The sequence below is a fragment of the Streptococcus sp. SN3 genome (assembly GCF_030439905.1).
Map to the genome: position 1 here is coordinate 99544 of NZ_JAQFJF010000006.1, position 25713 is coordinate 125256.

27 protein-coding genes are annotated in these 25713 nt (G+C 40.2%); 24 read left to right on the plus strand and 3 right to left on the minus strand.

Features of this window, described 5'->3' with window-relative positions:
• The first annotated feature begins 111 nt into the window (after positions 1-111).
• The 5 genes from secA to recG all read left to right on the plus strand — a co-directional run bounded on the left by secA (position 112) and on the right by recG (position 7314).
• Positions 112-2631: a preprotein translocase subunit SecA gene (gene secA, locus PCY71_RS11260; protein WP_006267982.1), complete on the plus strand. Its 2520-nt coding sequence runs from the start codon at positions 112-114 to the stop codon at positions 2629-2631.
• A 22-nt stretch (positions 2632-2653) separates the two neighbouring features.
• Complete coding sequence (locus PCY71_RS11265; protein ID WP_301412640.1) at positions 2654-3694, plus strand: 3-deoxy-7-phosphoheptulonate synthase; 1041 nt, start codon at positions 2654-2656, stop codon at positions 3692-3694.
• Positions 3695-3735: 41 nt separating this feature from the next.
• Entirely contained in the window at positions 3736-4101 is a 366-nt protein-coding gene (gene acpS, locus PCY71_RS11270; protein WP_025271655.1) for a holo-ACP synthase, read from the plus strand.
• A complete protein-coding gene (alr, locus tag PCY71_RS11275; RefSeq protein WP_301412641.1) occupies positions 4088-5194 on the plus strand; it encodes an alanine racemase in 1107 nt (368 codons plus the stop codon). The genes acpS and alr overlap by 14 nt, the downstream gene beginning before the upstream one ends.
• Positions 5195-5298: 104 nt before the next feature.
• Positions 5299-7314 (plus strand): ATP-dependent DNA helicase RecG, encoded by a 2016-nt coding sequence (recG, locus tag PCY71_RS11280; RefSeq protein WP_301412642.1) that lies wholly within the window; start codon positions 5299-5301, stop codon positions 7312-7314.
• A gap of 504 nt (positions 7315-7818) precedes the next feature.
• Here recG and PCY71_RS11285 read toward each other — a convergent pair.
• The gene (locus PCY71_RS11285) at positions 7819-8781 is read right to left on the minus strand and encodes an asparaginase (protein WP_049493153.1); all 963 of its coding nucleotides are present in this window, start codon (positions 8779-8781) and stop codon (positions 7819-7821) included.
• Between the two features lie 64 nt (positions 8782-8845).
• Between PCY71_RS11285 and PCY71_RS11290 the strand changes: the two genes are divergently transcribed.
• On the plus strand, positions 8846-10234 hold the full coding sequence (locus PCY71_RS11290) for a Cof-type HAD-IIB family hydrolase (protein WP_301412643.1): 1389 nt from the start codon (positions 8846-8848) through the stop codon (positions 10232-10234).
• Between the two features lie 44 nt (positions 10235-10278).
• Here the strand turns inward: PCY71_RS11290 and PCY71_RS11295 are convergent, their stop codons facing one another.
• A complete protein-coding gene (locus PCY71_RS11295) occupies positions 10279-10731 on the minus strand; it encodes a universal stress protein (protein WP_048801206.1) in 453 nt (150 codons plus the stop codon).
• Between the two features lie 151 nt (positions 10732-10882).
• On the opposite strand from PCY71_RS11295, the gene PCY71_RS11300 reads away from it, so the two are divergent.
• From PCY71_RS11300 to PCY71_RS11350, 11 genes are all read left to right on the plus strand, one after another.
• Positions 10883-12097 carry a pyridoxal phosphate-dependent aminotransferase gene (locus PCY71_RS11300; RefSeq protein ID WP_301412644.1) on the plus strand — a complete coding sequence of 405 codons (1215 nt, stop codon included), beginning with the start codon at positions 10883-10885 and terminating at the stop codon, positions 12095-12097.
• A gap of 167 nt (positions 12098-12264) precedes the next feature.
• Positions 12265-13053: a GTP-sensing pleiotropic transcriptional regulator CodY gene (gene codY, locus PCY71_RS11305; RefSeq protein ID WP_003070508.1), complete on the plus strand. Its 789-nt coding sequence runs from the start codon at positions 12265-12267 to the stop codon at positions 13051-13053.
• Entirely contained in the window at positions 13053-13628 is a 576-nt protein-coding gene (locus PCY71_RS11310; RefSeq protein WP_003031209.1) for a cysteine hydrolase family protein, read from the plus strand. The genes codY and PCY71_RS11310 overlap by 1 nt, the downstream gene beginning before the upstream one ends.
• A 510-nt stretch (positions 13629-14138) precedes the next feature.
• Positions 14139-15875, plus strand: a complete 1737-nt coding sequence (aspS, locus tag PCY71_RS11315; protein WP_301412645.1) for an aspartate--tRNA ligase — start codon at positions 14139-14141, stop codon at positions 15873-15875.
• A 76-nt stretch (positions 15876-15951) separates the two neighbouring features.
• Positions 15952-16254 carry an Asp-tRNA(Asn)/Glu-tRNA(Gln) amidotransferase subunit GatC gene (gene gatC, locus PCY71_RS11320; protein WP_003026120.1) on the plus strand — a complete coding sequence of 101 codons (303 nt, stop codon included), beginning with the start codon at positions 15952-15954 and terminating at the stop codon, positions 16252-16254.
• Positions 16254-17714, plus strand: coding sequence for an Asp-tRNA(Asn)/Glu-tRNA(Gln) amidotransferase subunit GatA (gatA, locus tag PCY71_RS11325; protein ID WP_301412646.1), 1461 nt, complete (start codon positions 16254-16256; stop codon positions 17712-17714). Before gatC ends, gatA begins: the two co-directional genes overlap by 1 nt.
• A 3-nt stretch (positions 17715-17717) precedes the next feature.
• Positions 17718-17888, plus strand: coding sequence for a hypothetical protein (locus PCY71_RS11330; RefSeq protein ID WP_006270305.1), 171 nt, complete (start codon positions 17718-17720; stop codon positions 17886-17888).
• Between the two features lie 6 nt (positions 17889-17894).
• Complete coding sequence (locus PCY71_RS11335; protein WP_301412647.1) at positions 17895-18017, plus strand: hypothetical protein; 123 nt, start codon at positions 17895-17897, stop codon at positions 18015-18017.
• Between the two features lie 144 nt (positions 18018-18161).
• Positions 18162-18290 carry an SHOCT domain-containing protein gene (locus tag PCY71_RS11340; RefSeq protein WP_115263638.1) on the plus strand — a complete coding sequence of 43 codons (129 nt, stop codon included), beginning with the start codon at positions 18162-18164 and terminating at the stop codon, positions 18288-18290.
• Positions 18291-18310: 20 nt separating this feature from the next.
• Complete coding sequence (gene gatB, locus PCY71_RS11345; RefSeq protein WP_301412648.1) at positions 18311-19744, plus strand: Asp-tRNA(Asn)/Glu-tRNA(Gln) amidotransferase subunit GatB; 1434 nt, start codon at positions 18311-18313, stop codon at positions 19742-19744.
• Positions 19745-19812: 68 nt separating this feature from the next.
• Positions 19813-20724, plus strand: a complete 912-nt coding sequence (locus PCY71_RS11350; protein WP_003070497.1) for a DMT family transporter — start codon at positions 19813-19815, stop codon at positions 20722-20724.
• 30 nt (positions 20725-20754) lie between these two features.
• On the opposite strand, the gene PCY71_RS11355 is transcribed toward PCY71_RS11350, so the two are convergent.
• Positions 20755-21381 (minus strand): TVP38/TMEM64 family protein, encoded by a 627-nt coding sequence (locus tag PCY71_RS11355; RefSeq protein ID WP_003070495.1) that lies wholly within the window; start codon positions 21379-21381, stop codon positions 20755-20757.
• Between the two features lie 149 nt (positions 21382-21530).
• Between PCY71_RS11355 and PCY71_RS11360 the strand changes: the two genes are divergently transcribed.
• The 7 genes from PCY71_RS11360 to rsfS all read left to right on the plus strand — a co-directional run bounded on the left by PCY71_RS11360 (position 21531) and on the right by rsfS (position 25652).
• Positions 21531-22058, plus strand: a complete 528-nt coding sequence (locus PCY71_RS11360) for a YqeG family HAD IIIA-type phosphatase (RefSeq protein WP_048801215.1) — start codon at positions 21531-21533, stop codon at positions 22056-22058.
• Between the two features lie 2 nt (positions 22059-22060).
• A complete protein-coding gene (yqeH, locus tag PCY71_RS11365) occupies positions 22061-23167 on the plus strand; it encodes a ribosome biogenesis GTPase YqeH (protein ID WP_301412649.1) in 1107 nt (368 codons plus the stop codon).
• A gap of 63 nt (positions 23168-23230) precedes the next feature.
• Positions 23231-23542 carry a ribosome assembly RNA-binding protein YhbY gene (gene yhbY / locus PCY71_RS11370; protein ID WP_003039538.1) on the plus strand — a complete coding sequence of 104 codons (312 nt, stop codon included), beginning with the start codon at positions 23231-23233 and terminating at the stop codon, positions 23540-23542.
• Positions 23543-23554: 12 nt separating this feature from the next.
• Complete coding sequence (locus tag PCY71_RS11375) at positions 23555-24193, plus strand: nicotinate-nucleotide adenylyltransferase (RefSeq protein ID WP_301412650.1); 639 nt, start codon at positions 23555-23557, stop codon at positions 24191-24193.
• The gene (yqeK, locus tag PCY71_RS11380) at positions 24183-24779 is read left to right on the plus strand and encodes a bis(5'-nucleosyl)-tetraphosphatase (symmetrical) YqeK (RefSeq protein ID WP_301412651.1); all 597 of its coding nucleotides are present in this window, start codon (positions 24183-24185) and stop codon (positions 24777-24779) included. Before PCY71_RS11375 ends, yqeK begins: the two co-directional genes overlap by 11 nt.
• Before the next feature lie 6 nt (positions 24780-24785).
• Positions 24786-25286 (plus strand): isochorismatase family protein, encoded by a 501-nt coding sequence (locus tag PCY71_RS11385; protein WP_301412667.1) that lies wholly within the window; start codon positions 24786-24788, stop codon positions 25284-25286.
• Positions 25287-25652 (plus strand): ribosome silencing factor, encoded by a 366-nt coding sequence (gene rsfS / locus PCY71_RS11390; protein ID WP_301412652.1) that lies wholly within the window; start codon positions 25287-25289, stop codon positions 25650-25652.
• The last annotated feature ends 61 nt before the right edge of the window (positions 25653-25713 follow it).

Genomic DNA, 25713 nt, shown 5'->3' on the forward strand with positions numbered 1-25713 from the left:
TTTTGAATGGAACTGCCGTTTTTATCCTTTTATTTTCTTGAAAGATATAGTGAAAAATGCTATAATGAAAAGAACATTTTAAAATAAGAATTATTACAAGTAAGGAAAGAAATGGCGAATATTTTAAGAACAATTATCGAAAATGATAAAGGCGAATTAAGAAGATTAGAAAAAATGGCGAAGAAAGTCATGGCTTATGAAGATGAAATGGCTGCTTTGTCAGATGAGGCTTTGAAAGCAAAGACAGATGAATTTAAGTTGCGGTATCAAAATGGTGAGTCATTAGATGATTTGCTTTATGAGGCCTTTGCAGTTGTTCGTGAAGGCGCAAAACGTGTGTTGGGCCTCTTCCCTTACCCCGTACAGATTATGGGCGGGATTGTCTTACACCATGGAGATGTACCAGAAATGCGCACAGGGGAAGGAAAGACTTTGACTGCGACCATGCCGGTTTATCTGAATGCTTTGTCTGGTGAAGGTGTACACGTTGTCACAGTAAATGAGTACCTGACAGAACGTGACGCAACTGAAATGGGTGAATTGTACTCTTGGTTGGGACTTTCTGTTGGTATTAACCTTGCCGCAAAGTCATCAGCAGAAAAGAAAGAAGCCTATGCTTGCGATATTACCTATTCAACGAATGCAGAGATTGGGTTTGACTATTTGCGCGACAATATGGTAGTGCGTGCTGAAAATATGGTGCAACGCCCACTTAACTATGCTTTGGTTGATGAAGTGGACTCCATTTTGATTGATGAAGCTCGTACCCCTTTAATTGTGTCCGGACCAACTTCGTCTGATACAAATCAGCTTTATCATATGGCGGATAGCTTTGTAAAATCATTAAACAAAGATGATTATATTATTGATGTTCAGTCTAAGACTATTGGACTTTCTGATTCGGGGATTGATAAGGCAGAAAGTTATTTCAAACTAGAAAACCTGTATGACATTGAAAATGTAGCACTGACTCACTTTGTTGACAATGCTCTTCGTGCAAATTATATTATGCTGTTGGACATTGACTATGTGGTTAGTGAAGAACAGGAAATTTTGATTGTTGACCAATTTACAGGTCGGACAATGGAAGGTCGCCGCTATTCTGATGGACTCCACCAAGCAATTGAAGCTAAAGAAGGTGTACCAATTCAAGATGAAACGAAGACCTCAGCTTCTATCACTTACCAAAATCTGTTCCGTATGTATAAGAAATTGTCAGGAATGACGGGAACGGCCAAGACAGAAGAAGAAGAATTCCGCGAAACTTATAATATTCGAGTGATTCCGATTCCTACAAACCGTCCGGTGGCTCGTATTGATCACCCAGACCTTCTTTATCCAAGTATTGAATCAAAATTTAAAGCAGTTGTCCAAGATGTGAAAGCTCGTCATGAAAAAGGGCAACCTGTACTTGTGGGGACGGTTGCTGTTGAAACGAGTGATTATATTTCTAAAAAATTAGTCGAAGCTGGAGTTCCTCATGAAGTATTGAATGCGAAAAATCACTATAAAGAAGCGCAAATCATTATGAATGCTGGTCAGCGAGGTGCTGTAACGATTGCAACCAATATGGCTGGTCGTGGTACGGATATTAAACTTGGTGAAGGCGTTCGCGAGTTAGGTGGGCTTTGTGTCATTGGTACAGAACGTCATGAAAGTCGTCGTATCGATAATCAGCTTCGTGGTCGTTCCGGACGTCAGGGAGATCCAGGGGAGTCGCAATTTTATCTGTCACTTGAAGATGAGCTCATGCGTCGTTTTGGTTCAGAGCGGATTAAAGCAGTTATGGAACGCTTCAAAATGAGTGAAGAAGAGTCGGTTATCAAATCCAAAATGTTTACTCGTCAAGTGGAAGGAGCCCAAAAGCGTGTTGAAGGGAACAATTACGATACACGTAAACAAGTCCTTCAATATGATGATGTCATGCGTGAGCAACGTGAGATTATCTATGCACAACGTTATGATGTCATTACGGCTGATCGTGATTTAGCACCGGAAATTCACGCTATGATGAAGCGGACTATTAATCGCTTTGTAGATGGCAATAGTCGTGCCGAACAGCAAGAAAAAATTGAAGCTATTGTGAATTTTGCTAAATATAATCTGGTGCCCGAAGATTCTATCAACATATCAGACTTAATCGATTTATCAGATGATGAAATAAAGGAAAACTTGTATCAACGAGCACTGGAAGTATATGACAATCAGGTCGCAAAATTGCGAGATGAAGAATCAGTCAGAGAATTCCAAAAAGTTTTGATTCTGCGTGTAGTGGACAATAAATGGACTGACCATATTGATGCTTTAGATCAATTACGTAATGCCGTTGGACTCCGAGGTTATGCACAAAACAATCCGGTTGTTGAATATCAAGCAGAAAGTTTCCGCATGTTTAATGATATGATTGGTTCGATTGAGTTTGATGTTACACGGCTGATGATGAAAGCTCAAATTCATGAGCAAGAGCGTCCACGGACGGAACACCATATCAGTACAACGGCAACACGTAATATTGCAGCACAAAAATCTGGCTTACCTAGTGATATTGATTTGACAAAAGTGAAGCGCAATGACTTATGTCCATGTGGTTCAGGGAAGAAATTCAAAAATTGTCACGGACGCCACAGATAAGTAGTGTAAAGAGAGGGAGATTATGACATTTAAAGCAACTAGTCAGCCAATTGACGTAGCAAAGGTTCGCAATCTATCGAAATTAAAAGGAGATGCTTTAGCCAAAAAAGAAGCACGAGATTGGGAACTAAATGCAATTATTCGCGGAGAAGATGACCGCATTCTGCTAGTCATTGGTCCGTGTTCTTCTGACAATGAAGCGGCTGTTCTAGAATATGCAAAACGTTTATCTGCCCTTCAAGAAGAGGTAAAAGACCGTATTTTTATGGTGATGCGTGTGTATACGGCAAAACCTCGTACCAATGGTGACGGCTATAAAGGCTTGATTCATCAACCAAATGCGAAAGCAGCCCCAAGTTTAATCAACGGCATTAAAGCAGTACGCAATTTGCACTATCGTGTGATTACAGAAACAGGAATGACGACTGCTGATGAAATGCTGTATCCGGAAAATCTTCCTTTGGTAGATGATTTGATTTCTTACATGGCTGTTGGAGCGCGTTCTGTGGAAGATCAGCAACACCGTTTTGTAGCTAGTGGAGCTGACGTTGCGACTGGTTTAAAAAACCCCACTTCTGGAAATCTTAATGTTATGTTTAATGGGATTTATGCAGCCCAAAACAAACAAAGTTTCTTGTTTGCTGGTAAGGAAGTAGAAACTTCAGGTAATCCCTTAGCGCATGCTATTTTGCGCGGTGGTCTTGATGAATACGGAAAGAACATCCCAAATTATTACTATGATAATTTACTAGATACGATTGCTCAATATGAAAAAATGGGCTTGGAAAATCCTTTTATCATTATTGATACCAACCATGATAATTCTGGAAAACAGTATTTAGAACAGGTACGAATTGTCCGTCAAACTTTAATCAACCGTGATTGGAATGAGAAAATCAAAAAAGTTGTACGCGGCTTTATGATCGAGTCTTACTTAGAAGATGGCCGTCAAAATGAGCCTGAGGTGTTCGGAAAATCCATCACAGACCCTTGTTTGGGTTGGGATAATACAGTCAGATTAGTCAAGGAAATTTACACTACCCTATCTAAAAATGAAAAATAAAAAGGATGGAGTTGAGACTAGTCTCAACTCTTTTTAAAAAGATGATTAAAGGACATGGTATTGATATAGAGGAAATTTCTTCTATTCAAAAAGTTTATGAAAAAAATGCTCGCTTTGCTAAGAAAGTTTTGACAGCCGCAGAATTTGACCGATTTGAAAAACTGACTGGTAAGCGAAAAATGGAATATTTGGCGGGGCGTTGGTCTGCTAAAGAGGCTTTTTCTAAAGCGTGGGGGACTGGTATCGGCTGTGTCACTTTTCAGGATTTAGAAATTTTAAACGATGAAAAGGGAGCGCCTATTTTTAGCAAATCACCTTTTTCTGGCAAGGTCTGGGTGTCACTCAGCCACACAGATAATGTCGTCACAGCTAGTGTTATTTTGGAGGAACATCATGAAAACGAGTAATCATCGGCCTACCAAGGCTATTGTTGATTTGGCTGCTATTCAATTTAATATTAAACAAATTGCAGCGCATATACCAGACAATGTAGAAAAATGGGCTGTTGTCAAGGCAGATGCCTATGGTCACGGTGCAGTTGCTGTTACGCAATCTATTGAGTCAATTGTGGATGGCTTTTGTGTTTCCAATATTGATGAAGCGGTAGAGCTGAGAGAAGCAGCTATTTTAAAAAAAATTCTGGTTCTGGGAGTATCAACTATCCAGTCTGTTCCGTTGGCAATTAAATACAAGATTACTTATACGGTGGCTAGTTTAGAATGGATTGATTTACTCTTGAAGTCAGACATAGACCTAACTGGACTGGTTGTTCATATAAAAATTGATTCTGGAATGGGGCGGATTGGTTTTCGAAATAGCCAAGACGCTCAAGAAGCGATTCATCGTTTGGAAAAGGCAGGTGCTCAGGTCGAAGGAATTTTCACCCATTTTGCGACAGCTGATGAAGCAGATACGCAAAAATTTGAGGCACAGTTAGCACGTTTTAAAGAAATTTTAGGGCAATTAGAAACTATTCCACCGATTGTTCATGCTAGTAATTCGGCAACGACTCTGTGGCATAGTGAGACGATTATGAATGCAGTCCGTTTGGGCGATGTCATTTATGGGCTTAATCCAAGTGGAACTGTTTTGGAGCTGCCTTATGACATCAAACCAGCTCTTTCATTGGTTTCAGAATTGGTTCATGTCAAGCAATTAGAAGTAGGGGCAGATGTAGGGTACGGAGCTACTTACACTAGCGATAGCCCACAGTTCATTGGAACGATTCCACTGGGCTATGCTGATGGCTGGACGCGAGATATGCAAGGCTTTAATGTTTTAGTTGACGGGAATCCTTGTCCCATTGTTGGACGCGTATCTATGGATCAGATTACTGTTCGTTTATCTCAGTTTTATCCTATTGGAACGTCAGTTGTTTTCATCGGAAAAAGCGGGGAAGAGGTTATTTCTGCAACAGATGTGGCAGAAAAACGGGAAACCATCAATTACGAGGTGGTTTGTTTGATCAGCGACCGCGTCCCTAGAGTTTACAAAGAATGAGTTGAAATCTAAAAGTAGTCGGAAACAATCCAAAGAGCTATTGGAGGGTGTCTGTTTTAGCCTGCTTTTATAAATTCTTAAGAAACAGAACTGAAAGAGGAATTATGAATTTACACCAACCTTTAACGGTTCTGCCGGGTGTAGGACCGAAATCTGCTGAAAAGTTTACTAGGCTGAGAATTGAAAACCTACAGGATTTACTACTCTATTTTCCATTTCGCTATGAAGATTTTAAAAGTAAGAATGTGTTAGAACTGGAAGATGGTGAAAAGGCGGTTATCTCAGGACTTGTCGTTACGCCAGCCAATGTGCAGTATTATGGCTATAAACGTAATCGTCTACGTTTTACTATAAAACAAGGTGAAGTGGTGCTTGCAGTCAATTTTTTTAACCAACCCTATCTGGCAGACAAAGTGGAGGTTGGTTCAACCATTTCTATTTTCGGGAAATGGGATAAAGCAAAAGCGAGTCTGACAGGTATGAAAATCTTAGCACAAGTGGAGGATGACTTACAGCCTGTCTATCGAGTGGCACAAGGGATTAGTCAAGCTAGTTTGGTGAAAGTCATTAAGACAGCTTTTGACCAAGGCTTAGAACTTCTGTTGGAAGAAAATCTGCCTCAAATTCTGCTGGAGCGCTATCAGTTAGTGGAACGCAGTCAGGCCGTACGAGCAATGCATTTTCCAAAAGACTTAACAGAATACAAACAAGCCTTGCGTCGGGTCAAGTTTGAAGAGCTTTTTTACTTTCAAATGCAGTTACAAGTCCTAAAGAGCGAAAGCAAGAATGCGAGTCAAGGGTTAGCTATTCCTTGGCGAGATGATTTATTAGAAAAAAAGCTGACACTGCTACCTTTTGAATTGACAGCTGCCCAGAAGCGGAGTCTTGATGAAATTCTACAAGATATGAAAGCACCAACCCACATGAACCGGCTTTTGCAAGGAGATGTGGGTAGTGGAAAGACGGTGGTTGCAGGTTTAGCTATGTACGCTACCTATACGGCTGGTTTTCAGTCTGCTCTTATGGTACCGACTGAAATTTTGGCAGAGCAGCATTTTGATAGCTTGAGCCAACTTTTTCCTGAACTACGGATAATTCTGTTGACAGGAGGAATGAAGCCGACAGAACGCAGACAAGCACTAGAAGCGATTGAGGCTGGTCAGGTAGATATGATTGTCGGTACTCATGCTTTGATTCAAGAAAGTGTGACATATCATCAGCTTGGTCTGGTGATTATTGATGAACAGCACCGCTTTGGAGTGGGACAGAGACGAATTTTGCGAGAAAAAGGAAATAATCCTGATGTGCTCATGATGACTGCAACACCGATTCCGAGGACACTTGCGATCACTGCCTTTGGCGATATGGATGTGTCGGTTATTGATCAAATGCCAGCGGGGCGTAAGCCGATTATCACTCGCTGGGTCAAGCACGAGCAGCTGAATGTGGTTCTCAATTGGTTGGAGAAAGAGCTGCAACGAGGTGCTCAGGTCTATGTCATCTCTCCTTTGATTGAGGAGTCGGAAGCGCTGGATCTGAAAAATGCTATTGCTTTGGAAGAGGAATTAAAGGCTTATTTCGGTGACAAAGCACAAGTAGCTCTGCTACATGGTAAAATGAAGAGCGAAGAAAAAGATACTATTATGCAGGATTTTAAGAAAGGAAAAATTGACATTCTGGTTTCCACGACTGTTATTGAAGTCGGTGTCAATGTCCCCAATGCTACGGTCATGCTAATCATGGATGCGGATCGATTTGGGCTCAGTCAGCTCCACCAGTTACGTGGTCGGGTAGGACGTGGAGACAAGCAATCTTATGCGGTTCTCGTGGCTAATCCTAAGACAGAATCCGGCAAGAAACGCATGAAAATCATGACGGAAACGACTAACGGTTTCGTCTTGGCTGAGGAAGATTTGAAAATGCGTGGCTCTGGTGAAATCTTCGGCACGCGTCAATCAGGGATTCCAGAGTTTCAAGTGGCGGATATTGTAGAAGATTATCCAATTTTAGAAGAAGCCAGAAAAGTCGCTAGTCAAATTGTGTCCATTTCTGATTGGAGAACGCATGCAGACTGGCATATCGTAGCTCTTCATTTGGACACGCAGGACTACTTGGATTAGAAGATGAAACGAAAAAGAGGCTGGAACAAAATCCAGCCTCAAAGCATACTGTGTAATAAAGCAACGACGAAGTAACTAATTACGCAAAACACTGCGTCGTTGCAGATAAAACTTGAAAGTAAGTCACTTTTCGTTTGCTTTTCAAGCTTGAAAAAGTGCTGTTGACAAAAACTTTGTTTTCTTCATTCATTACCTCAATAGTCCAGGAGACAGTTGAGCAGCTTTGTAGGAGAGACTACAAACTAAATTTTAGATTAAGTTTTCTGAAAGAAATCTATAAGCCTGTTTTAAGTTTTTCGGACTATACTAAATTCATCAAAAAGAAAGAGGTAAGTCCAATGACAGTAAACATTAAAGTGAATTATAACAAAATATTCAAAAAAACAGGAAAGGAATTAGAAATATATGGTAGATAACTAAAAAAACAAGCGAGTTAAAAAACTTTTTTTCATAAATCTCCTAAGAAGCTTCGAATTAATCGAGGCTTTTTATTTATATAAGAATCTAGCCTTCTATGTAGTTTTTTAATGTCTGCCCTTGAAGTCCAGCGTTAAGGGCGATGAGAAGTTTGATACGAGCTTTAGGAGCATTTAATTCTTTAACAAACATAATTCCTGCTTCACGAAGCATCACGCCACCTCCTTCATAAGCATAAACTGGCTCTGCAATGCCGTTGAAGCAACGAGACACCAATGCAATTGGGAGACCACAAGCAGTCATATGACTGAGCTTTTGTGCCACTTCTTGTGGTAGATTCCCAGCTCCGAAGGCTTCAATGACGAGACCATCTATTCTCTTCAAATCTAACATATCCAGCAATTCGGTTGTCATTCCAGCATAGGTGGGGATAATAGGAATCAAGCCAGTAATCTTATTCAAATGAAAATGCACGCGTGGTTCAGCAGTTTTAAAATAGAGGATTTCTTTTTTCATAATCAATCCAAGTGGACCATGAGTTGGCGTTTGAAAGGTACTGACATTTGTTGTATGTGTTTTTGTTACGTATTTTGCAGAATGGATTTCATCATTCATAACTACTAGAACGCCCTTTCCGCGTGCCTTTTCATCACTTGCAACACGAAGTGCAGACAAGTAATTGTAAACCCCATCACTCCCTAGTTCATTAGAGCTTCGCATGGCACCAGTCAAAACAACAGGAATATTTGGAAGTTCCATCGTATCCAAAAAATATGCTGTTTCTTCTAGAGTGTCCGTTCCGTGAGTAATCACAACACCGTCAAATTGCTTTCCATCTGCCCTGATTTTTTTGTACAATTGCAGCATGTGCTGTGGTGTCATGTGAGGACTAGGAATATTGAATATATCAAGAGCAGTCACTTGAATGCCTTCTAGAGGAACTGCGACATGGTTCATGGGATTATGTTCATTTGTGACGACTTTTCCAGTGGTGTCAGCTTGCATGGAAATAGTACCGCCAGTATGTAAAACTAGAATTCTTTTAGTCATAAGTGAGCTTCTCCTGAATCTATGCTATAATTATTGTATCATAAAAGAAAGAGATGAGAAATGAATGGAAATCAAAGCAGTCTTTTTTGATATTGACGGGACATTAGTAAATAATAGTCGGACGGTCTTGAAATCCACAGAACAAGCGATCCATAGTTTAAAACAGCAAGGTATTTTAGTTGGTTTAGCAACAGGAAGAGGCCCCTTTTTTGTCCAATCCTTTATGGAACAGTTGGATTTAGATTTTGCAGTAACCTATAATGGACAATATATTTTTTCAAAAGATAAAGTCATTTCTGCTAAGCCAATTGATAAAACCAGCTTACGTCACTTGATTCAATATGCGCATCAGCATAAAATAGAAATTTCATTTGGGACAAAATCAGGAGTGGTTGGTTCAAAAATCATGAGCTTTGGCATGAGCAAGTTTTCTCAATGGACTAGCCGTTTTGTTCCGAAAAAGATGACACATTTGGTCAATAAAAGTTTCAATCATGTAATCAGTAAGGCGCTCCCTCAACAACAGAATGATTTATTTAAATCTATTCAAGAGCCGATTTATCAAGTGTTAATGTTGGCAACCCCGAGAGAAACACAATCTATAGAAGCCGATTTTCCAAATTTAAAATTTACTCGCAGCAGTCCTTTTGCGGCTGACATTATCAATCAGGGTATGTCCAAGCTAGAGGGAATTAAGCTGGTTGGAAAAGAATATGGCTTTGATATCAATCAAGTCATGGCTTTTGGTGATTCTGATAATGATGTTGAAATGTTAGCGGGGGTTGGTATGTCCATCGCCATGGGAAATGGAACTAGTCGAGTGAAAGAAGTTGCGAAACACACTACTAGCAGTAATAGTCAGGACGGAATTCATAAGGCTTTGGAGCATTTTGGTATTTTGGCGAGTGAAAAAGTCTTTGTCAGTAGCGACCACCACTTTAATAAGGTCAAAGAATTTCATGGGATAATGGATGAATGCACGCAGGAAGAGCCCATCCTGTGGACAACAGAGGGTGCTCGTCATCGTGCAGGCTTCAAGGTAGAAGAACTAGTGGAATTTTTACGAGCAGCCAGTCCTTCAGAAGAAATTTTCAATCAGTCTATTCAATCTTTGCATAAAGCGATAGATAAAGCTTCCGATAAGGTTAAACAGAAGAGTAATGCAGAGATGTCTCTCGTTGGACAAGTAGATGCACTGATTGATATGCTATATTTTACTTATGGTAGTTTTGTTTTAATGGGAGTAGATCCTGAGCGCTTATTTGAAATTGTACACCAAGCGAATATGGGGAAACTCTTCCCAGATGGTAAAGCGCACTTTGACCCAGTTACTCATAAAATTTTAAAACCAGATGATTGGGAAAAAAATTATGCACCGGAGCCTGCTATCAAAAAAGAACTTGAACGTCAAATTCAAGCTTATCAACGGAATTGTGAAAAAAATGAAGAATAAAAAAGAGGAGAGACTGGTTATGCCAATCTCTCTTTATCTTTGGATTATAATGTTTTTTCCTTATCACGAACAACAAGTAAGTCAACTTTTGCATGACGCAAGATGTATTCAGATGAGGAACCGACCAATAAACGTTCAAAGGCATTGAGCCCAGTAGCACCGACCATGATGAGATCGACTTTTTGTTCATCTGGAATATCTGTTGCAAGTAAGGTTTTAGGGTTACCCATTTCAACAATTGTGACAACGTCTGTGACGCCAGCTTCTTTTGCTTTTTGGGCATACTCATCCATTAATTTTTTAGCATCTGCCTGTAATTCTTCATAAACTTCGGCATCGAATGTGGAAACACTTTGCAATGCACGTGTATCAATAACGTGAGCGATTGTGAGACGTGAATTATTTCTTAGTGCCACATTTACCCCTTTTTCAAAAGCAAGCTCAGCTTCGTGAGAACCATCAACAGCGACCATAATGTTTTGATATCTTTGTAGCATAGGGATACCTCCATTCTTTCTTTACTAATATTGTAACCCTTTACATGAAAAAAGTAAAGCATTTTCAGGTAGACTTTACAAGAACTTTTTTAGATTTTTTAGAAAAATTGCGTTATAATAAATTGACTCTTTTGAAATGAGGAAAAGTTCGATGAAAGAATTTAATAAATCGACAAAGTTAGAACATGTAGCTTATGATATTCGTGGTCCAGTCCTAGAAGAAGCCATGCGAATGCGTGCAAATGGTGAGAAGATCCTCCGTTTGAATACAGGAAATCCTGCCGAATTTGGTTTTACGGCACCAGATGAGGTGATCCATGACTTGATTATGAATGCGCGTGATAGTGAGGGTTATTCAGACTCGAAAGGAATTTTTTCTGCTCGGAAAGCCATTATGCAGTATTGTCAGTTGAAGAATATTCCAAATGTCGATATTGAGGATGTTTATCTTGGTAATGGGGTTAGCGAGCTGATTGTTATGTCAATGCAGGGCTTGCTGGATAATGGGGACGAAGTTCTAGTGCCAATGCCTGATTATCCGCTCTGGACAGCTGCTGTTAGCTTAGCAGGAGGCAATGCGGTTCATTATCTTTGTGATGAGCAGGCGGATTGGTATCCAGATATAGAAGATATCAAATCAAAGATTACTTCTAATACAAAGGCTATTGTCGTTATCAACCCAAACAATCCGACAGGAGCTTTGTATCCGAAAGAGGTGTTGGAAGAACTTGTTGAAGTTGCGCGGCAAAACAATTTGATTATTTTTGCAGATGAGATTTATGACCGTTTAGTGATGGACGGTGAGAAACATACGGCTATCGCAAGTTTGGCTCCTGACCTTTTTTGTGTCAGCATGAACGGCTTGTCTAAATCACATCGTATTGCTGGTTTTCGTGTCGGATGGATGGTACTGTCTGGTCCTAAATATCACGTAAAAGATTATATTGAAGGCCTGAATATGCTATCCAATATGCGTTTGTGCTCAAACGTCTTATCTCAGCATGTGGTCCAAACATCTCTTGGAGGTTATCAGTCAGTAGACGAATTGTTACTTCCTGGTGGTCGCATTTATGAGCAACGGAATTTTATTTACAAGGCTATCAATGAAATTCCAGGTTTGTCTGCGACCAAACCTAAAGCAGGACTGTATATTTTTCCAAAAATTGATAGAGAAATGTATCAAGTGGATGATGACGAACAATTCGTGCTGGATTTCTTAAAGCAAGAAAAGATTTTGCTGGTGCACGGACGCGGATTTAATTGGAAAGACCCAGATCATTTCCGTATCGTTTATCTGCCACGTGTAGATGAATTAGCACAGATCCAAGAAAAGATGACGCGTTTCTTAAGGCAATATCGAAGATAATCATACAGGCAGCCGAAAGGTTGCTTTTTTGGTATTGGAAATGGGGATTGAGGAGTTTTGAAAAAGTTAATGAGACTTAATTGTGTTTCAATAAACAATTTTCAGATAATTGTTGAAGAATAAAGCGTTTTATGGTATAATCAATAAGATTATATGCGAGGTAAATTATGGCAAACTTATTAGCAAAAACACGAAAAATTACATCTATTTTGCGTCGTTCAGATGAGCGCTTACAGGAAGAATTGCCTTACAATGCTATTACTCAGCAGTTAGCTGAGATTATGGATTGCAATGCTTGTATTGTAAACAGCAAGGGGCGTCTTTTGGGGTATTTTATGCGCTACAAGACGAATAATGACCGGGTGGAAGCATTTTATCAAACAAAAATCTTCCCAGAAGAGTATGTTCGCACAGCGAATTTGATGTATGATACAGAAGCTAATCTTCCTGTCAATCATGCTTTATCTATTTTTCCAGTCGAAACCAAAGATGAATTTCCAGATGGCTTGACGACGATTTCGCCTATTCATGTATCAGGGATTCGCTTAGGAACATTGATTGTTTGGCGAAATGATAAAGAATTTGATGATGATGACTTGATCTTGGTTGAAATTGCAAGTACAGTAGTTGGGATTCAGCTACTCAACTTCCAACGAGAAGAAGATGAAAAAAATATTCGACGTCGAACAGCCGTAACCATGGCTGTAAATACTTTGTCTTATTCAGAATTACGAGCTGTTTCAGCTATTTTAGGTGAACTAAATGGTAATGAAGGACAGTTGACAGCATCGGTCATTGCAGATCGTATTGGGATTACTCGCTCAGTGATTGTCAATGCTTTGCGTAAACTAGAGAGTGCAGGCATTATTGAGAGTCGTTCTTTAGGAATGAAAGGAACCTACCTTAAAGTCCTTATTCCCGATGTCTTTGAAGAGATTAAAAGGAGAGACTACTGATGACAAAAGCATTGATTTCGATTGATTATACGGTGGATTTTGTGGCAGATGATGGCAAGTTGACAGCTGGAGCTCCAGCTCAGGCAATTTCTGAAGCTATTGCCCAAGTGACCGAGGCAGCTTTTGAGCGAGGAGATTATATCTTTTTTGCAATTGATGCGCATGACGAAGGAGATACTTTCCACCCAGAAAGTAAACTCTTTCCACCACACAATATCAAAGGAACTAGTGGACGCAATCTTTATGGACCATTGGCTGACTTTTATGAAACCTATCAAGCGGACTCTCGAGTCTTTTGGATGGATAAGCGTCATTATTCTGCCTTTTCCGGCACAGATTTGGATATACGTCTGCGAGAAAGAAAAGTAGACACGGTGATTCTGACAGGAGTCTTGACGGATATTTGCGTCCTGCATACGGCAATCGATGCCTACAATTTAGGGTATCAAATTGAGGTGGTAGAACCTGCGGTAGCTTCTCTTTCTGAAGAAAATCATAAATTTGCTCTCAATCACTTGCAAAATGTTTTAGGTTCGACTATAATAGATAACAATTTAAAAGTAAAAAAGCAGTAGAGTAGGCTTGCTGACTTGCACAGAAAGTGCTGAAAGCTGAGAGCAGCACCAAGAAAGCAAAATCCGAAGAACATACTGTCAATGATAAAATGGTTTTTTCTATGCTATTTATGACAAAAGATAATATTGTTTAAAACTATTATATTGTTGCGAATGATTTGTGTGAATCAAAGCACAAACGGCTGCTCACGTTACGAGCCAGAGGTTGCAATGCAACGAATAACAGTGGTACCACGGCTTTCGTCTGTTTTACAGGCGAAAGCCGTTTTTCCATAGTTCTTAATGCTTTAGAGTCTAGAGCTATGGACATAGATTTACGCAGTAAAGTCTATGTTCCTTATAATTCTTAGCACATAGAGGAGTGGATGCAGTTTTGTCCTTTGGACAAAATCTGTAACCCCAAATTGCTTAATGCTTTATAGCATTAGATCTATGGGCGTAGATTTCTATATGTAATTTGTGGTAAATTGGTGATTAAACTGAACATGAATTTAGAAAGAGGTAGAGAACATGAAAGAAGTTTTTATCGGAAACTACGGTTTAGAACAGGTTGGTCAGAAAATGACAGCGACCGGATGGGTTGCCAATATCCGACATCATGGGAAATTAGCTTTTATAGAGCTAAGAGACCGAGAAGGACTACTTCAAGTTTTTGTCGCAGGCGATAGCCCAGCTTTTGCGGGAATTGATCATCTACATAAGGAAGATGTTATCTCTGTTACGGGAGAGGTTGTCAAACGAGAAAATCGCTTTGTCAACAAAGCTATCAAGTCTGGACAGGTGGAGCTACGAGCGGAGGCTATTCAAATCCTTGCAAACAGTAAGTCTCTTCCCTTTGAACTCGATCAGCACGCCCATACAGGAGAAGACTTGCGACAGAAATATCGCTATCTAGATTTGCGTCGGAGTAAGATGACAGAGAACCTCAAACTTCGTCATCAAGTAACCAGCACAATTCGTGACTACTTGAACGGTAAGGATTTTCTGGAAGTGGAGACACCTTATTTGACGAAATCCACACCAGAAGGAGCCAGAGATTTTTTGGTTCCTAGTCGAGTTTTTAAAAATCAATTTTATGCTTTACCTCAAAGTCCGCAAATGTTGAAGCAACTTTTAATGGGAGCTGGTCTGGAACGTTATTATCAAGTTGTTCGCTGCTTTCGAGATGAGGATCTACGGGGAGACCGTCAGCCTGAATTTACTCAGGTCGATATGGAAATGAGCTTTGCTAGTGAAAAAGACATTCGCAGACTTGTTGAAGGCATGCTCAAAGCTGTTGTTAAGAAAACTCATGGTTTAGAGCTAACAGAAGCTTTTTCGACTATTAGCTATGAAGAGGCTATGAGCCGCTTCGGCTCTGATAAGCCAGATACGCGCTTTGGTTTAGAGCTGAATAGTTTGACGGATTTGTGCCAAGCAAATGAATCGCTTCTCATCAAGAAAGCCTTGGATAATCAAGAGGAAGTGATGGGTATCTGTGTTCCTAATGCTGCGAACGCATTTACTAAAAAGCAGCTTAGTCATTTCTATCAGGAAATGAAAGGATTTGGAGCTAGTAGGTTTGCAAGCGTTACGGTGGAAGCTGGTGGGTTTCAAGGGGATTTGGCTTCGACTTTTGAAACAGAAGTAGCTGCCTTCATAGAGCGATTTAAAGCACAAGACGGTGATTTACTTTTGCTAGTTATTGCCAAGAAAAGACAAGCTCAAGAAGCTCTAGGGTACTTGCGTTTAGAAGTAGCAAAACATCTTGATTTGATCGACCAGAGCTTGCTGAACTTTCTCTGGGTTGTGGACTGGCCCCTGCTGGAGTGGAATGAGGACCAAAACCGCTATCAAGCCATGCACCATCCTTTCACACAGGGGATTTTTGAAGATGGGCAAGAGCCAGGTCAATTTCGCAGCCATGCCTACGACATTGTCTTGAATGGCTATGAAATTGGTGGAGGAAGCCTTCGTATTCACGACCGGAAAGCTCAGGAGGCCATGTTTGAGCTATTAGGCATGAGCCGAGAAGACTATGAGCGGGACTTTGGTTTCTTCCTGGAAGCCTTGGAATACGGCTTCCCACCGCACGGCGGCTTGGCTCTAGGCTTAGATCGTTTGGTTATGATTTTAGCTGGGGAAGAAAATATCCGCCAAGTCATCGCCTTTCCGAAGAATGGTACTGGCTTTGATCCGATGCTGGAAAGTCCAAGTTTGGTTGACCAAAGACAGCTGAAAGACCTGCATTTGGAATTGAAGAACTAAGCCTATTTGTGATAAAATAAGAAGATGATTGTTTTTCGGCTATGCTGAAAAATAAAAGAAGAGAAAGGAAACAGAGATGAAAATTACTCAAGAGGAAGTAACGCATGTTGCCCACTTGTCAAAACTAGCTTTTTCACCTGAAGAAACGGCAGAATTTGCGACAACTTTGTCAAAAATTGTGGACATGGTGGAGTTGTTAAATGAAGTTGATACGACTGGTGTGCCTTTTACATCAAATGTTGCAGAAAATGTCAACTATATGCGTGAAGATGTAGCAGTTGCAGGTTGGAATCGAGAAGAACTTTTCCAAAATGTTCCTGAAAAGGAGCGAGGCTATATCAAAGTGCCTGCTATTCTAGATGACGGAGGAGATGCTTAATGACTTTGAACCAAAAAACAATTGAAGAATTGCATAATCTCCTTGTCAAAAAGGAACTTTCCGCAGTTGAGCTGACGAAAGCTACTCTGGAAGATATTAAGAGTCGAGAAAGTTCCGTTGATAGCTTTATTACGATTAGTGAAGAAGAAGCAGTGGCACAGGCAGCAGCAGTAGATGCAAAGGGAATTGATGCGGATAATCTCATGAGCGGCATTCCACTGGCTGTTAAGGACAATATTTCTACTAAGGGGATTCTAACGACAGCTGCCTCAAAAATTCTCTACAATTACAAGCCGATTTTCGATGCGACCAGTGTGGAGAAGCTCTACAGCAAGGACATGATTATCGTTGGTAAAACCAATATGGACGAATTTGCCATGGGTGGTTCTAGCGAAAACTCTTATTTTAAGACTACGAAAAATGCTTGGGACGCTACAAAAGTTCCGGGTGGTTCATCTGGTGGTTCAGCGACAGCAGTTGCTTCTGGTCAAGTTCGCCTGTCTCTAGGTTCTGATACCGGAGGTTCGATCCGTCAGCCAGCTTCCTTTAACGGAGTGGTTGGTCTCAAGCCAACTTATGGACGAGTTTCTCGGTTTGGTCTCATTGCTTTTGGTAGCTCGCTAGATCAGATTGGACCATTTTCTCGGACGGTCAAAGAAAATGCTCAGCTTTTGGGAGTGATTGCAGGCAATGACAAAAAAGACTCAACTTCTTCTCAACGAGCTGTTCCTGATTTCACTAGCAAGATTGGTCGAGAGATTAAAGGATTGAAAATCGCTCTTCCCAAAGAATACATGGGTGAGGGGATTGATGAAAAAGTCAAAGAACGCATTTTAGCGGCTGCTAAGCATTTGGAAAGTCTGGGAGCAATTGTTGAAGAAGTCAGCCTTCCGCACAGCAAGTACGGTGTTGCAGTCTACTATATCATCGCTTCTTCTGAAGCCAGTTCCAACTTGCAACGTTTTGACGGGATTCGCTACGGCTATCGGGCAGAAGAGATTGAAAACTTAGAGGATGTCTATGTCAAATCTCGCAGCCAAGGTTTTGGTGAGGAAGTCAAGCGCCGAATTATGCTAGGAACGTTCAGTTTATCGTCTGGTTATTATGATGCTTATTTCAAAAAGGCGGGTCAAGTTCGGACGCTCATTATGCAAGATTTTGCCAAGGTTTTTGAAAAATATGATTTGATCTTAGGTCCAACTGCACCGACGGTAGCTTATGACTTGGGCAGTCAAAACCAAGATCCGGTAGCCATGTATCTGGCCGACCTTTTGACCATTCCAGTCAATCTGGCTGGCTTGCCGGGCATTTCGATCCCAGCTGGCTTTGCAGACGGTCTTCCTGTTGGTCTGCAGCTGATTGGTAACCACTTTGATGAAGAAACGATTTACCAAGTCGCAGCTGCTTTTGAAGCAACGACAGATTACCACAAGCAAAAGCCAGTCATTTTTGGAGAATAAGAGATGGTTCGTATTTATCAGTCTAAACTTTATCATCAGCCAGCTTATCTTGATTTATTGATAAATATTGCTAACTCAGTTATAGGGGATAATGAGATACTTTATGTTGCACTTAAGGGGACGTTTAAAGAATTTCTCTTTTGTACAGATAAAAATGTTTACATAGTAAAGTAAGGGTATATGACAGGACATACATTTGGTAACGGTATATTTTCAATGCCATATAAAAATATTACAAATGCAGAAGTAAATTATGGTTTTCTAGGTAGTGGATATTTTGAAATTTCGGCTGGAGGCATGTAAAATACTAGAAAGAGTTATTGGTCTAATGATCCTGACAAAAGTGCCGCTAAACAACCTAATTCTATATCTATAGCATCTAAAGTTGTTGCAGACAGTTTTAATTATGCAAAAAACTTTATACTAGAAAAAGTGAATGAAACACATATGCCAGTAAATACAGTATCAACTATTTCTCCTGCTGACGAGATACTTAAATACAAAAAGTTATTAGATGAAGGTATTATCACAGATGAAGAATTTATTTTGAAAAAGAAAGAACTGTTAAGGCTATAAATATTTAGAAAGGATATTAAATGAACTTTGAAACGATTATTGGATTGGAAGTCCATGTTGAATTAAAAACAAATTCAAAAATTTTCTCACCAGCACCGGCTCATTTCGGGGAAGATCCAAATACCAACACCAATATCATTGACTGGTCTTTTCCAGGTGTCTTGCCAGTAATGAATAAGGGAGTTATTGATTACGGTATCAAGGCTGCTCTGGCGCTCAATATGGACATTCATCAAAAAATGCACTTTGACCGCAAGAATTATTTTTATCCAGATAATCCTAAAGCCTATCAAATTTCTCAATTTGATGAGCCCATTGGCTATAATGGCTGGATTGAAATCGAGCTAGAAGACGGCACGACTAAGAAAATTCGCATTGAGCGGGCTCATTTGGAAGAGGATGCTGGCAAGAATACCCATGGCAGTGACGGTTATTCTTATGTTGACCTTAACCGTCAAGGAGTGCCTTTGATCGAGATTGTCTCAGAAGCTGACATGCGCAGTCCAGAAGAAGCTTACGCTTACTTAACAGCGCTCAAAGAAATTATCCAATACACGGGTATTTCCGATGTCAAGATGGAGGAAGGCTCCATGCGGGTGGATGCAAATATTTCTATCCGACCTTATGGCCAAGAAGAATTTGGCACCAAGACAGAACTAAAAAATCTTAATTCCTTTAACTTTGTCCGCAAGGGCTTGGCTTTTGAGGAAAAACGTCAGGCTGAGATTTTGCGTAGCGGTGGACAGATTCGTCAAGAAACTCGCCGTTATGACGAAGCGACAGGTGAGACTCTTTTGATGAGAGTCAAGGAAGGTTCGGCAGATTATCGTTATTTCCCAGAGCCAGACCTGCCAATCTTTGAGATTGATGACAGCTGGATTGAGGCAGTGCGCTCAGATTTACCAGCTTTTCCAAAAGAACGTCGGGCTAAGTATAAAGCTGACTTCGGACTATCAGACTATGATGTCAAACAATTAACGGCAACGAAAAATCTCTCAGACTTCTTTGAAGCTGCAGTAGCAGCAGGCGGAGACGCAAAATCTGTGTCAAACTGGCTGCAAGGTGAAGTGGCTCAGTACCTCAATGCTGAGGGCAAGACTATCGCAGAGATTGAGTTGACACCGGAAAATCTGACAGAAATGATTGCCTTGATTGCAGATGGCACTATCTCTTCTAAAATTGCCAAAAAAGTCTTTGTTCATTTGGCGAAGAATGGTGGATCAGCCAAGGAATATGTGGAAAAAGCCGGTCTGATCCAAATCTCAGACCCAACCCAGCTATTACCAATCATTCAAGAAGTCTTTTCCAACAATGAAAAAGCTCTCAATGACTACAAGGGCGGCAACAAAAATGCAGCTAAGTCACTGATTGGTCAGCTCATGAAAGCTACCAAAGGCCAAGCTAATCCACAAGTAGCCCAAAAACTGCTCAATCAAGAGTTGGAAAAATTGTAAAATCTAAAAAATCAGTCGTTTCGGCTGATTTTTTGTGTTATAATCATACGATGAAAGGGAGAAGTGGAATGTCAAAGACAGCCAAAGGAACAATGTTAACATTAGTAGCAGGAGTTGCATGGGGATTGTCAGGTACGAGTGGGCAATACTTAATGGCGCATGGATTTCCCGTCTTAGTTTTAACGAATGTTCGACTTTTAATTGCGGGAGTTCTGTTGATATCGTATATGGTATTAACCAATCGCAAAAAATTATTTGAAATGCTAAAAGATCAGGAAGCGATGATGTCATTAGTGCTTTTTGCTTTATTAGGACTTTTGCTCAATCAATTTGCTTATTTAAAATCTATTTATGAAAGTAATGCAGGCACAGCTACTGTTCTGCAATATGTCTGTCCGGTTGGGATCCTTGCTTATACTTGCCTCAAAGATTGGGTTGCACCTACTATAACAGAAGTGTTGTCTATGATATTAGCTATTGGAGGTACTTTTTTGATTGCCACTCATGGACAGCTCGATCACTTATCTGTAACGCCAGCAGGGCTTTTTTGGGGATTATTTGCTGCCTTCACTTACGCTTTATATATTTTAATCCCAATTCAATTGATAAAAAGGTGGGGCAGTATTCCGGTGATTGGAGTGGGGATGACATTAGCAGGCCTTGCTCTAACACCATTTAGTGGTATCTTACATTTTCATTTGCGATTGTCAATGGAAGTATACCTAGCTTTGGTGGGCATTATCTTAGTGGGAACAATCCTCGCTTATACGCTATTTCTCAAAGGAACCAGTTTAGTTGGACCTGTTAAATCTAGCCTGTTAGCGGCTGTTGAGCCCATATCGGCTGTATTTTTTGCCTTTCTCATTATGCATGAGCAATTTTATCTTGTAGACTTTGCTGGTATGTTTATGATTTTATCGGCGGTCTTCTTGATTTCTATAAAAGATTTGATATTAGAAAAAAGGAAAGGAATCTTATAAAAGGCAGAGCGAATCGCATTGCTCTGTCTTTCATTTTGAAAATAATTGCCAAAAGAAGTCGATGATGTATGTCAAACCGTAAGTATAGATGACAAGCGTGATGGGTTTGCACAAGACAATAATAATCATATATTTTTTAAAAGTCATTTTCGTAAGAGCAGCCAGCATACAGAGGAAGTCTGCTGGACTGATAGGCCAAATCATCATAAAGATGAAAAAACGTTCAAAACGATTGTCCTCGTCCAGCCAACCGATATACCTGTCGTAGGTGTGTTTGCTGACGACCGATTGGACAAAAGCAGAACCGTAGGTACGCGCTAGATAAAAAATAATAGCACAGCCGATGACGATACCGACATAATTATAAATGGTTCCAATGATATGACCATAAATAAAAACACCAGCAACCGAAGTCAAAGCTCCAGGAATAATAGGAACAACTGTCTGTAGGATTTGCAGGAAAATAAAAAGTGGTGGTCCCCAAAATCCAGCCTGCTTAATAAAGGCGGACAGGGTTTCTTTAGATTGTAAAATGCCAGTATAATAGGCCCAGATACAGAAAATTACTGTTCCAACTGCTCCAACAATAGAAGCCCAGTTGATAAATTTTTGTAAAAGAGGGGAGACGGCAGTCATTTTCTTACTCGTATTTGCCATAAGTTCCTCCGTGTTAAATTCTCTATTCTTACTATAACATTTTTAAACATTTTTTGGCAAATTGTACATAAAATCGATGAAAAGATCTAGGGTGCGAAAACCTTTTTTTTATGTTAAAATAGGTAGAAGTATAATGTTTGGAGAGAAATGTGGCAATTGAAAACTACATGCCTGATTTTGCGATTGAGGCAGTTTATGATTTGACAGTTGAAAGTTTAAAAAAACACGGTATCAAGGCTGTTTTGGTGGATTTAGATAATACTCTTATCGCATGGAACAATCCCGATGGAACACCAGAAATGAAGCAGTGGCTTCACGATGTGCGAGATGCAGGGATTCGAATTATTGTGGTATCTAATAATACCAAAAAACGAGTGAAGCGAGCAGTTGAAAAATTTGGAATTGATTATGTTTGTTGGTCTATGAAGCCTTTTACTTGGGGGATTAATCGTGCGTTAAAGGAATTCCATTTTGAGAAAAACGAAGTGGTCATGGTAGGCGATCAGCTTATGACAGATATTCGAGCTGCTCACAGGGCTGGAATTCGTTCGATTTTGGTCAAGCCGCTGGTTGAGCATGATTCAATAAAAACTCAGATTAATCGGGCGCGTGAGCGGAGAGTTTTGAAAAAAATCACTAAAAAATATGGAATGATTGAATACAAAAAAGGAATTTAAACATGGAAGACATTTTCTGTATTGGGTGTGGAGCACCGATTCAGACAAAATATAAGGACAAGTTAGGCTATACTCCTCAGTCTGCTTTGGAAAAGGGAATGGAGATTGGCGAACTGTACTGCCAGCGCTGTTTTCGTCTCCGTCACTACAACGAAATTACTGATGTGCAGCTGACAGACGATGATTTTCTTAGGCTTCTCCACGAAGTGGGTGACAGTAATGCTCTCGTAGTCAATGTAGTAGATATTTTTGATTTTAATGGTTCGGTCATTCCAGGTTTACCACGCTTTGTGGCTGGTAATGATGTGCTGTTAGTTGGGAATAAAAAAGATATTCTTCCCAAGTCTGTTAAGACTAGCAAAGTGACCCAATGGTTGACAGAGAGGGCTCACGAGGAAGGTCTGCGTCCTGTTGATGTGGTTCTGACTTCAGCTCAAAACAAGCAAGCCATTAAAGAACTAATTGAAAAGATTGAGCAATATCGGAAAGGCCGAGATGTCTATGTGGTCGGTGTAACTAATGTTGGTAAGTCAACGCTAATCAATGCTATTATTCAGGAAATCACTGGGGATAAGGACATTATCACCACTTCCCGTTTTCCTGGCACTACTTTGGATAAGATTGAGATTCCTCTGGTTGATGGTAGTCATGTCTATGACACACCTGGAATTATCCACCGCCACCAAATGGCTCATTATTTGTCTGCCAAACATCTCAAATATGTCAGTCCGAAAAAGGAGATTAAACCCAAAACTTACCAACTCAATCCGGAGCAAACCCTCTTTTTAGGTGGATTGGGGCGTTTTGATTTTGTGTCGGGTAACAAACAAGGTTTTACAGCTTATTTTGACAATGAACTAAAACTGCATCGCACCAAGCTTGCAGGAGCAGGAGAATTTTATGAAAAGCATGTTGGTTCTTTGCTAACACCGCCCTCTAAAAAAGAAGTGGCAGATTTTCCGCAGCTAGTCAAGCATGAGTTGAAAATTGAAACCAAAACAGATGTAGTCTTTTCAGGTTTGGGCTGGATTCGTGTGATAGGACCAGCACAGATTGCAGTTTGGGCGCCAGAGGAAGTAGCAGTGGTGACCCGCAAAGCCATTATCTAAGAAGAAATGGCTGTTAGAAAAATAAAGAGAAGACAAACGAAATAAGAAACAAAAGAGGAATCTATGTCATTAACATCCAAACAACGAGCTTTTTTAAATAGTCAAGCTCACAGTCTCAAACCCATTATTCAGATTGGCAAAAACGGCCTCAATGACCAGATTAAAACAAGTGTCCGTCAAGCTCTAGATGCTAGAGAATTGATTAAAGTGACTCTTCTGCAAAATACAGATGAGAACATTCATGAAGTAGCAGAAATTCTCGAAGAAGAAATCGGCGTGGACACTGTTCAAAAAATTGGTCGTATTTTGATTTTGTACAAGCAGTCTAGCAAAAAGGAAAACCGCAAAATTTCAGTAAAGGTAAAAGAAATTTAGAGGAAGTAGCCTATGGCAATTGAATTACTGACTCCTTTCACCAAGGTGAAGTTGGAACCAGAAGTAAAAGCAAAAAAAAGAAAGCAAGTTGGGATTTTAGGTGGAAACTTCAATCCAGTCCATAATGCTCATTTGGTCGTAGCTGATCAAGTTCGTCAGCAGCTATGTTTAGATCAGGTCTTGCTCATGCCTGAGTATGAGCCGCCCCATGTTGATAAGAAAACAACGATTGATGAGAAGCACCGATTGAAAATGTTGGAGTTGGCAATTGAAGGCATCAAAGGTTTAGGAATTGAAACCATTGAACTTGAGAGAAAAGGTATTAGTTATACCTATGATACAATGAAGCTCTTGACAGAAAAACATCCAGATACAGATTATTATTTCATTATCGGAGCGGACATGGTAGATTATCTTCCTAAATGGTATCGGATTGATGAATTGGTTGATTTGGTTCAATTTGTCGGTGTTCAACGCCCTAGGTATAAAGCAGGAACTTCTTACCCGGTTATCTGGGTAGATGTGCCGTTGATGGATATTTCTTCTAGCATGGTTCGAGCTTTTCTGGCTCAAGGTCGGACGCCGAATTTTCTCCTACCCAAGCCAGTTTTAGACTATATTGAGAAAGAAGGGCTTTACAATGGGATATGAAACTTATGTGGGAATTTCTCGTGAGCAACTTTTAGTCAAAATGCAGCAGCTTTTACCAGAGAAACGTTTTAAACATTGTCTGGGAGTGGAACAAGCAGCTATTAACTTGGCAGAGCGCTTCGGAGTAGATGTAGAAAAAGCTGGTTTGGCAGGTCTGCTCCATGATTATGCGAAAAAGCTCTCTGACGAAGAATTTCTGGCGCTGATTGATAAGTATGCTCTGGATCCAGCATTGAAAGATTGGGGAAATAATGTCTGGCATGGCATGGTCGGCATTTATAAAATTCAGGAAGATTTAGGATTGGCAGATCCAGAAATTTTGAGAGCTATTGAGGTTCATACCGTAGGTTCTGCTCAGATGTCCGATTTAGATAAGGTGGTTTATGTAGCAGACTATATTGAGCCTAATCGGGACTTTCCAGGAGTGGAGCAAGCACGTGAAATTGCTAAAAAATCGTTAAATAAGGCGGTTGCCTACGAAACTGTTCATACCGTAGAACACCTAGCGCACCAAGCCTTTCCTATCTTCCCACAAACCATTGAGACTTATAATGCGTATGTTGGCTTTATGAAAGATGACAAATGAACGGCTCTGTTAGTGATTGATATTCAAACAGCCTTGATAGAGGCTAAACCGTATGCTGTTGATAACTGCTTATCTGTCTGGCAAAAAGCAATCACCACTTGTCGTGAGAAAAACATTGAAGTGATTTATGTCCGCCACAATGACAACGAACTACTGACAGGAAGTCATGGCTGGGAAATTTACGAAGCTATTGCTCCAGAAGTTGACGAGAAAATCTTTGATAAGCATTATAATAGTGCTTTTAAAGAAACTCATTTACAGATTTATCTGGATAGCCAAGCTATTGAGCGGCTGATTATCATTGGCATGGCAACGAATTATTGCATTGATACGACTGTTAAGGTAGCGTTTGAGTTTGGCTATAATTTGGCAGTTGTTAAAAATGGCACGACTACCTTTGCTGAAAGAGAAATTACAGCAGAACAATTAATACAGCATTATGAAAATACTTGGAACGGACATTTTGCCCAAGTGGCTGATTTAGAAGAAATTTTAAAAGAGGATTAAATGGATAAAAAAGAACTATTAGAAATTGTTGTAAAAGCAGCGGATGAAAAACGAGCAGAAGACATTACTGTGCTAGATTTGCAAGAATTGACGACGATGACAGACTATTTTGTCATTGCCAGCTCTATGAACAGCCGTCAACTAGAAGCGATTGCTGATAATATTCGTGAAAAAGTTACAGAAGCAGGGCAATCAGCTAGCCATGTAGAAGGAGACTCTGCTGGAGGCTGGGTACTTTTGGATCTAGGCGGGGTGGTTGTTCATATTTTTTCTGAGGAAATGCGGAATCACTACAACCTTGAAAAACTCTGGCATGAAGCAACAGGTGTTGATGTTGCTGCTTTGTTGGAAACAAATAAAGGGTAAGGCTGGGGAAATTCCTCGGCCTTTCAATCACTAGAAAGGACAAGTGCCGTTTCGGTGCGAT

What these genes read in the sequence shown, in the direction of transcription:
- gatC (WP_003026120.1), top strand. Translation starts at nt 15,952, where the DNA reads ATGAAAATTACTCAAGAGGAAGTAACGCATGTTGCCCACTTGTCAAAA.
- PCY71_RS11330 (WP_006270305.1), top strand. Translation starts at nt 17,718, where the DNA reads ATGGTTCGTATTTATCAGTCTAAACTTTATCATCAGCCAGCTTATCTT.
- PCY71_RS11310 (WP_003031209.1), top strand. Translation starts at nt 13,053, where the DNA reads ATGACAAAAGCATTGATTTCGATTGATTATACGGTGGATTTTGTGGCA.
- PCY71_RS11340 (WP_115263638.1), top strand. Translation starts at nt 18,162, where the DNA reads ATGCCAGTAAATACAGTATCAACTATTTCTCCTGCTGACGAGATACTT.
- rsfS (WP_301412652.1), top strand. Translation starts at nt 25,287, where the DNA reads ATGGATAAAAAAGAACTATTAGAAATTGTTGTAAAAGCAGCGGATGAA.
- yqeH (WP_301412649.1), top strand. Translation starts at nt 22,061, where the DNA reads ATGGAAGACATTTTCTGTATTGGGTGTGGAGCACCGATTCAGACAAAA.
- gatA (WP_301412646.1), top strand. Translation starts at nt 16,254, where the DNA reads ATGACTTTGAACCAAAAAACAATTGAAGAATTGCATAATCTCCTTGTC.
- acpS (WP_025271655.1), top strand. Translation starts at nt 3,736, where the DNA reads ATGATTAAAGGACATGGTATTGATATAGAGGAAATTTCTTCTATTCAA.
- gatB (WP_301412648.1), top strand. Translation starts at nt 18,311, where the DNA reads ATGAACTTTGAAACGATTATTGGATTGGAAGTCCATGTTGAATTAAAA.
- alr (WP_301412641.1), top strand. Translation starts at nt 4,088, where the DNA reads ATGAAAACGAGTAATCATCGGCCTACCAAGGCTATTGTTGATTTGGCT.
- PCY71_RS11295 (WP_048801206.1), bottom strand. Translation starts at nt 10,731, where the DNA reads ATGCTACAAAGATATCAAAACATTATGGTCGCTGTTGATGGTTCTCAC.
- PCY71_RS11375 (WP_301412650.1), top strand. Translation starts at nt 23,555, where the DNA reads ATGGCAATTGAATTACTGACTCCTTTCACCAAGGTGAAGTTGGAACCA.
- secA (WP_006267982.1), top strand. Translation starts at nt 112, where the DNA reads ATGGCGAATATTTTAAGAACAATTATCGAAAATGATAAAGGCGAATTA.
- aspS (WP_301412645.1), top strand. Translation starts at nt 14,139, where the DNA reads ATGAAAGAAGTTTTTATCGGAAACTACGGTTTAGAACAGGTTGGTCAG.
- PCY71_RS11300 (WP_301412644.1), top strand. Translation starts at nt 10,883, where the DNA reads ATGAAAGAATTTAATAAATCGACAAAGTTAGAACATGTAGCTTATGAT.
- yhbY (WP_003039538.1), top strand. Translation starts at nt 23,231, where the DNA reads ATGTCATTAACATCCAAACAACGAGCTTTTTTAAATAGTCAAGCTCAC.
- PCY71_RS11335 (WP_301412647.1), top strand. Translation starts at nt 17,895, where the DNA reads ATGACAGGACATACATTTGGTAACGGTATATTTTCAATGCCATATAAA.
- PCY71_RS11350 (WP_003070497.1), top strand. Translation starts at nt 19,813, where the DNA reads ATGTCAAAGACAGCCAAAGGAACAATGTTAACATTAGTAGCAGGAGTT.
- PCY71_RS11265 (WP_301412640.1), top strand. Translation starts at nt 2,654, where the DNA reads ATGACATTTAAAGCAACTAGTCAGCCAATTGACGTAGCAAAGGTTCGC.
- PCY71_RS11285 (WP_049493153.1), bottom strand. Translation starts at nt 8,781, where the DNA reads ATGACTAAAAGAATTCTAGTTTTACATACTGGCGGTACTATTTCCATG.
- yqeK (WP_301412651.1), top strand. Translation starts at nt 24,183, where the DNA reads ATGGGATATGAAACTTATGTGGGAATTTCTCGTGAGCAACTTTTAGTC.
- PCY71_RS11355 (WP_003070495.1), bottom strand. Translation starts at nt 21,381, where the DNA reads ATGGCAAATACGAGTAAGAAAATGACTGCCGTCTCCCCTCTTTTACAA.
- recG (WP_301412642.1), top strand. Translation starts at nt 5,299, where the DNA reads ATGAATTTACACCAACCTTTAACGGTTCTGCCGGGTGTAGGACCGAAA.
- codY (WP_003070508.1), top strand. Translation starts at nt 12,265, where the DNA reads ATGGCAAACTTATTAGCAAAAACACGAAAAATTACATCTATTTTGCGT.
- PCY71_RS11290 (WP_301412643.1), top strand. Translation starts at nt 8,846, where the DNA reads ATGGAAATCAAAGCAGTCTTTTTTGATATTGACGGGACATTAGTAAAT.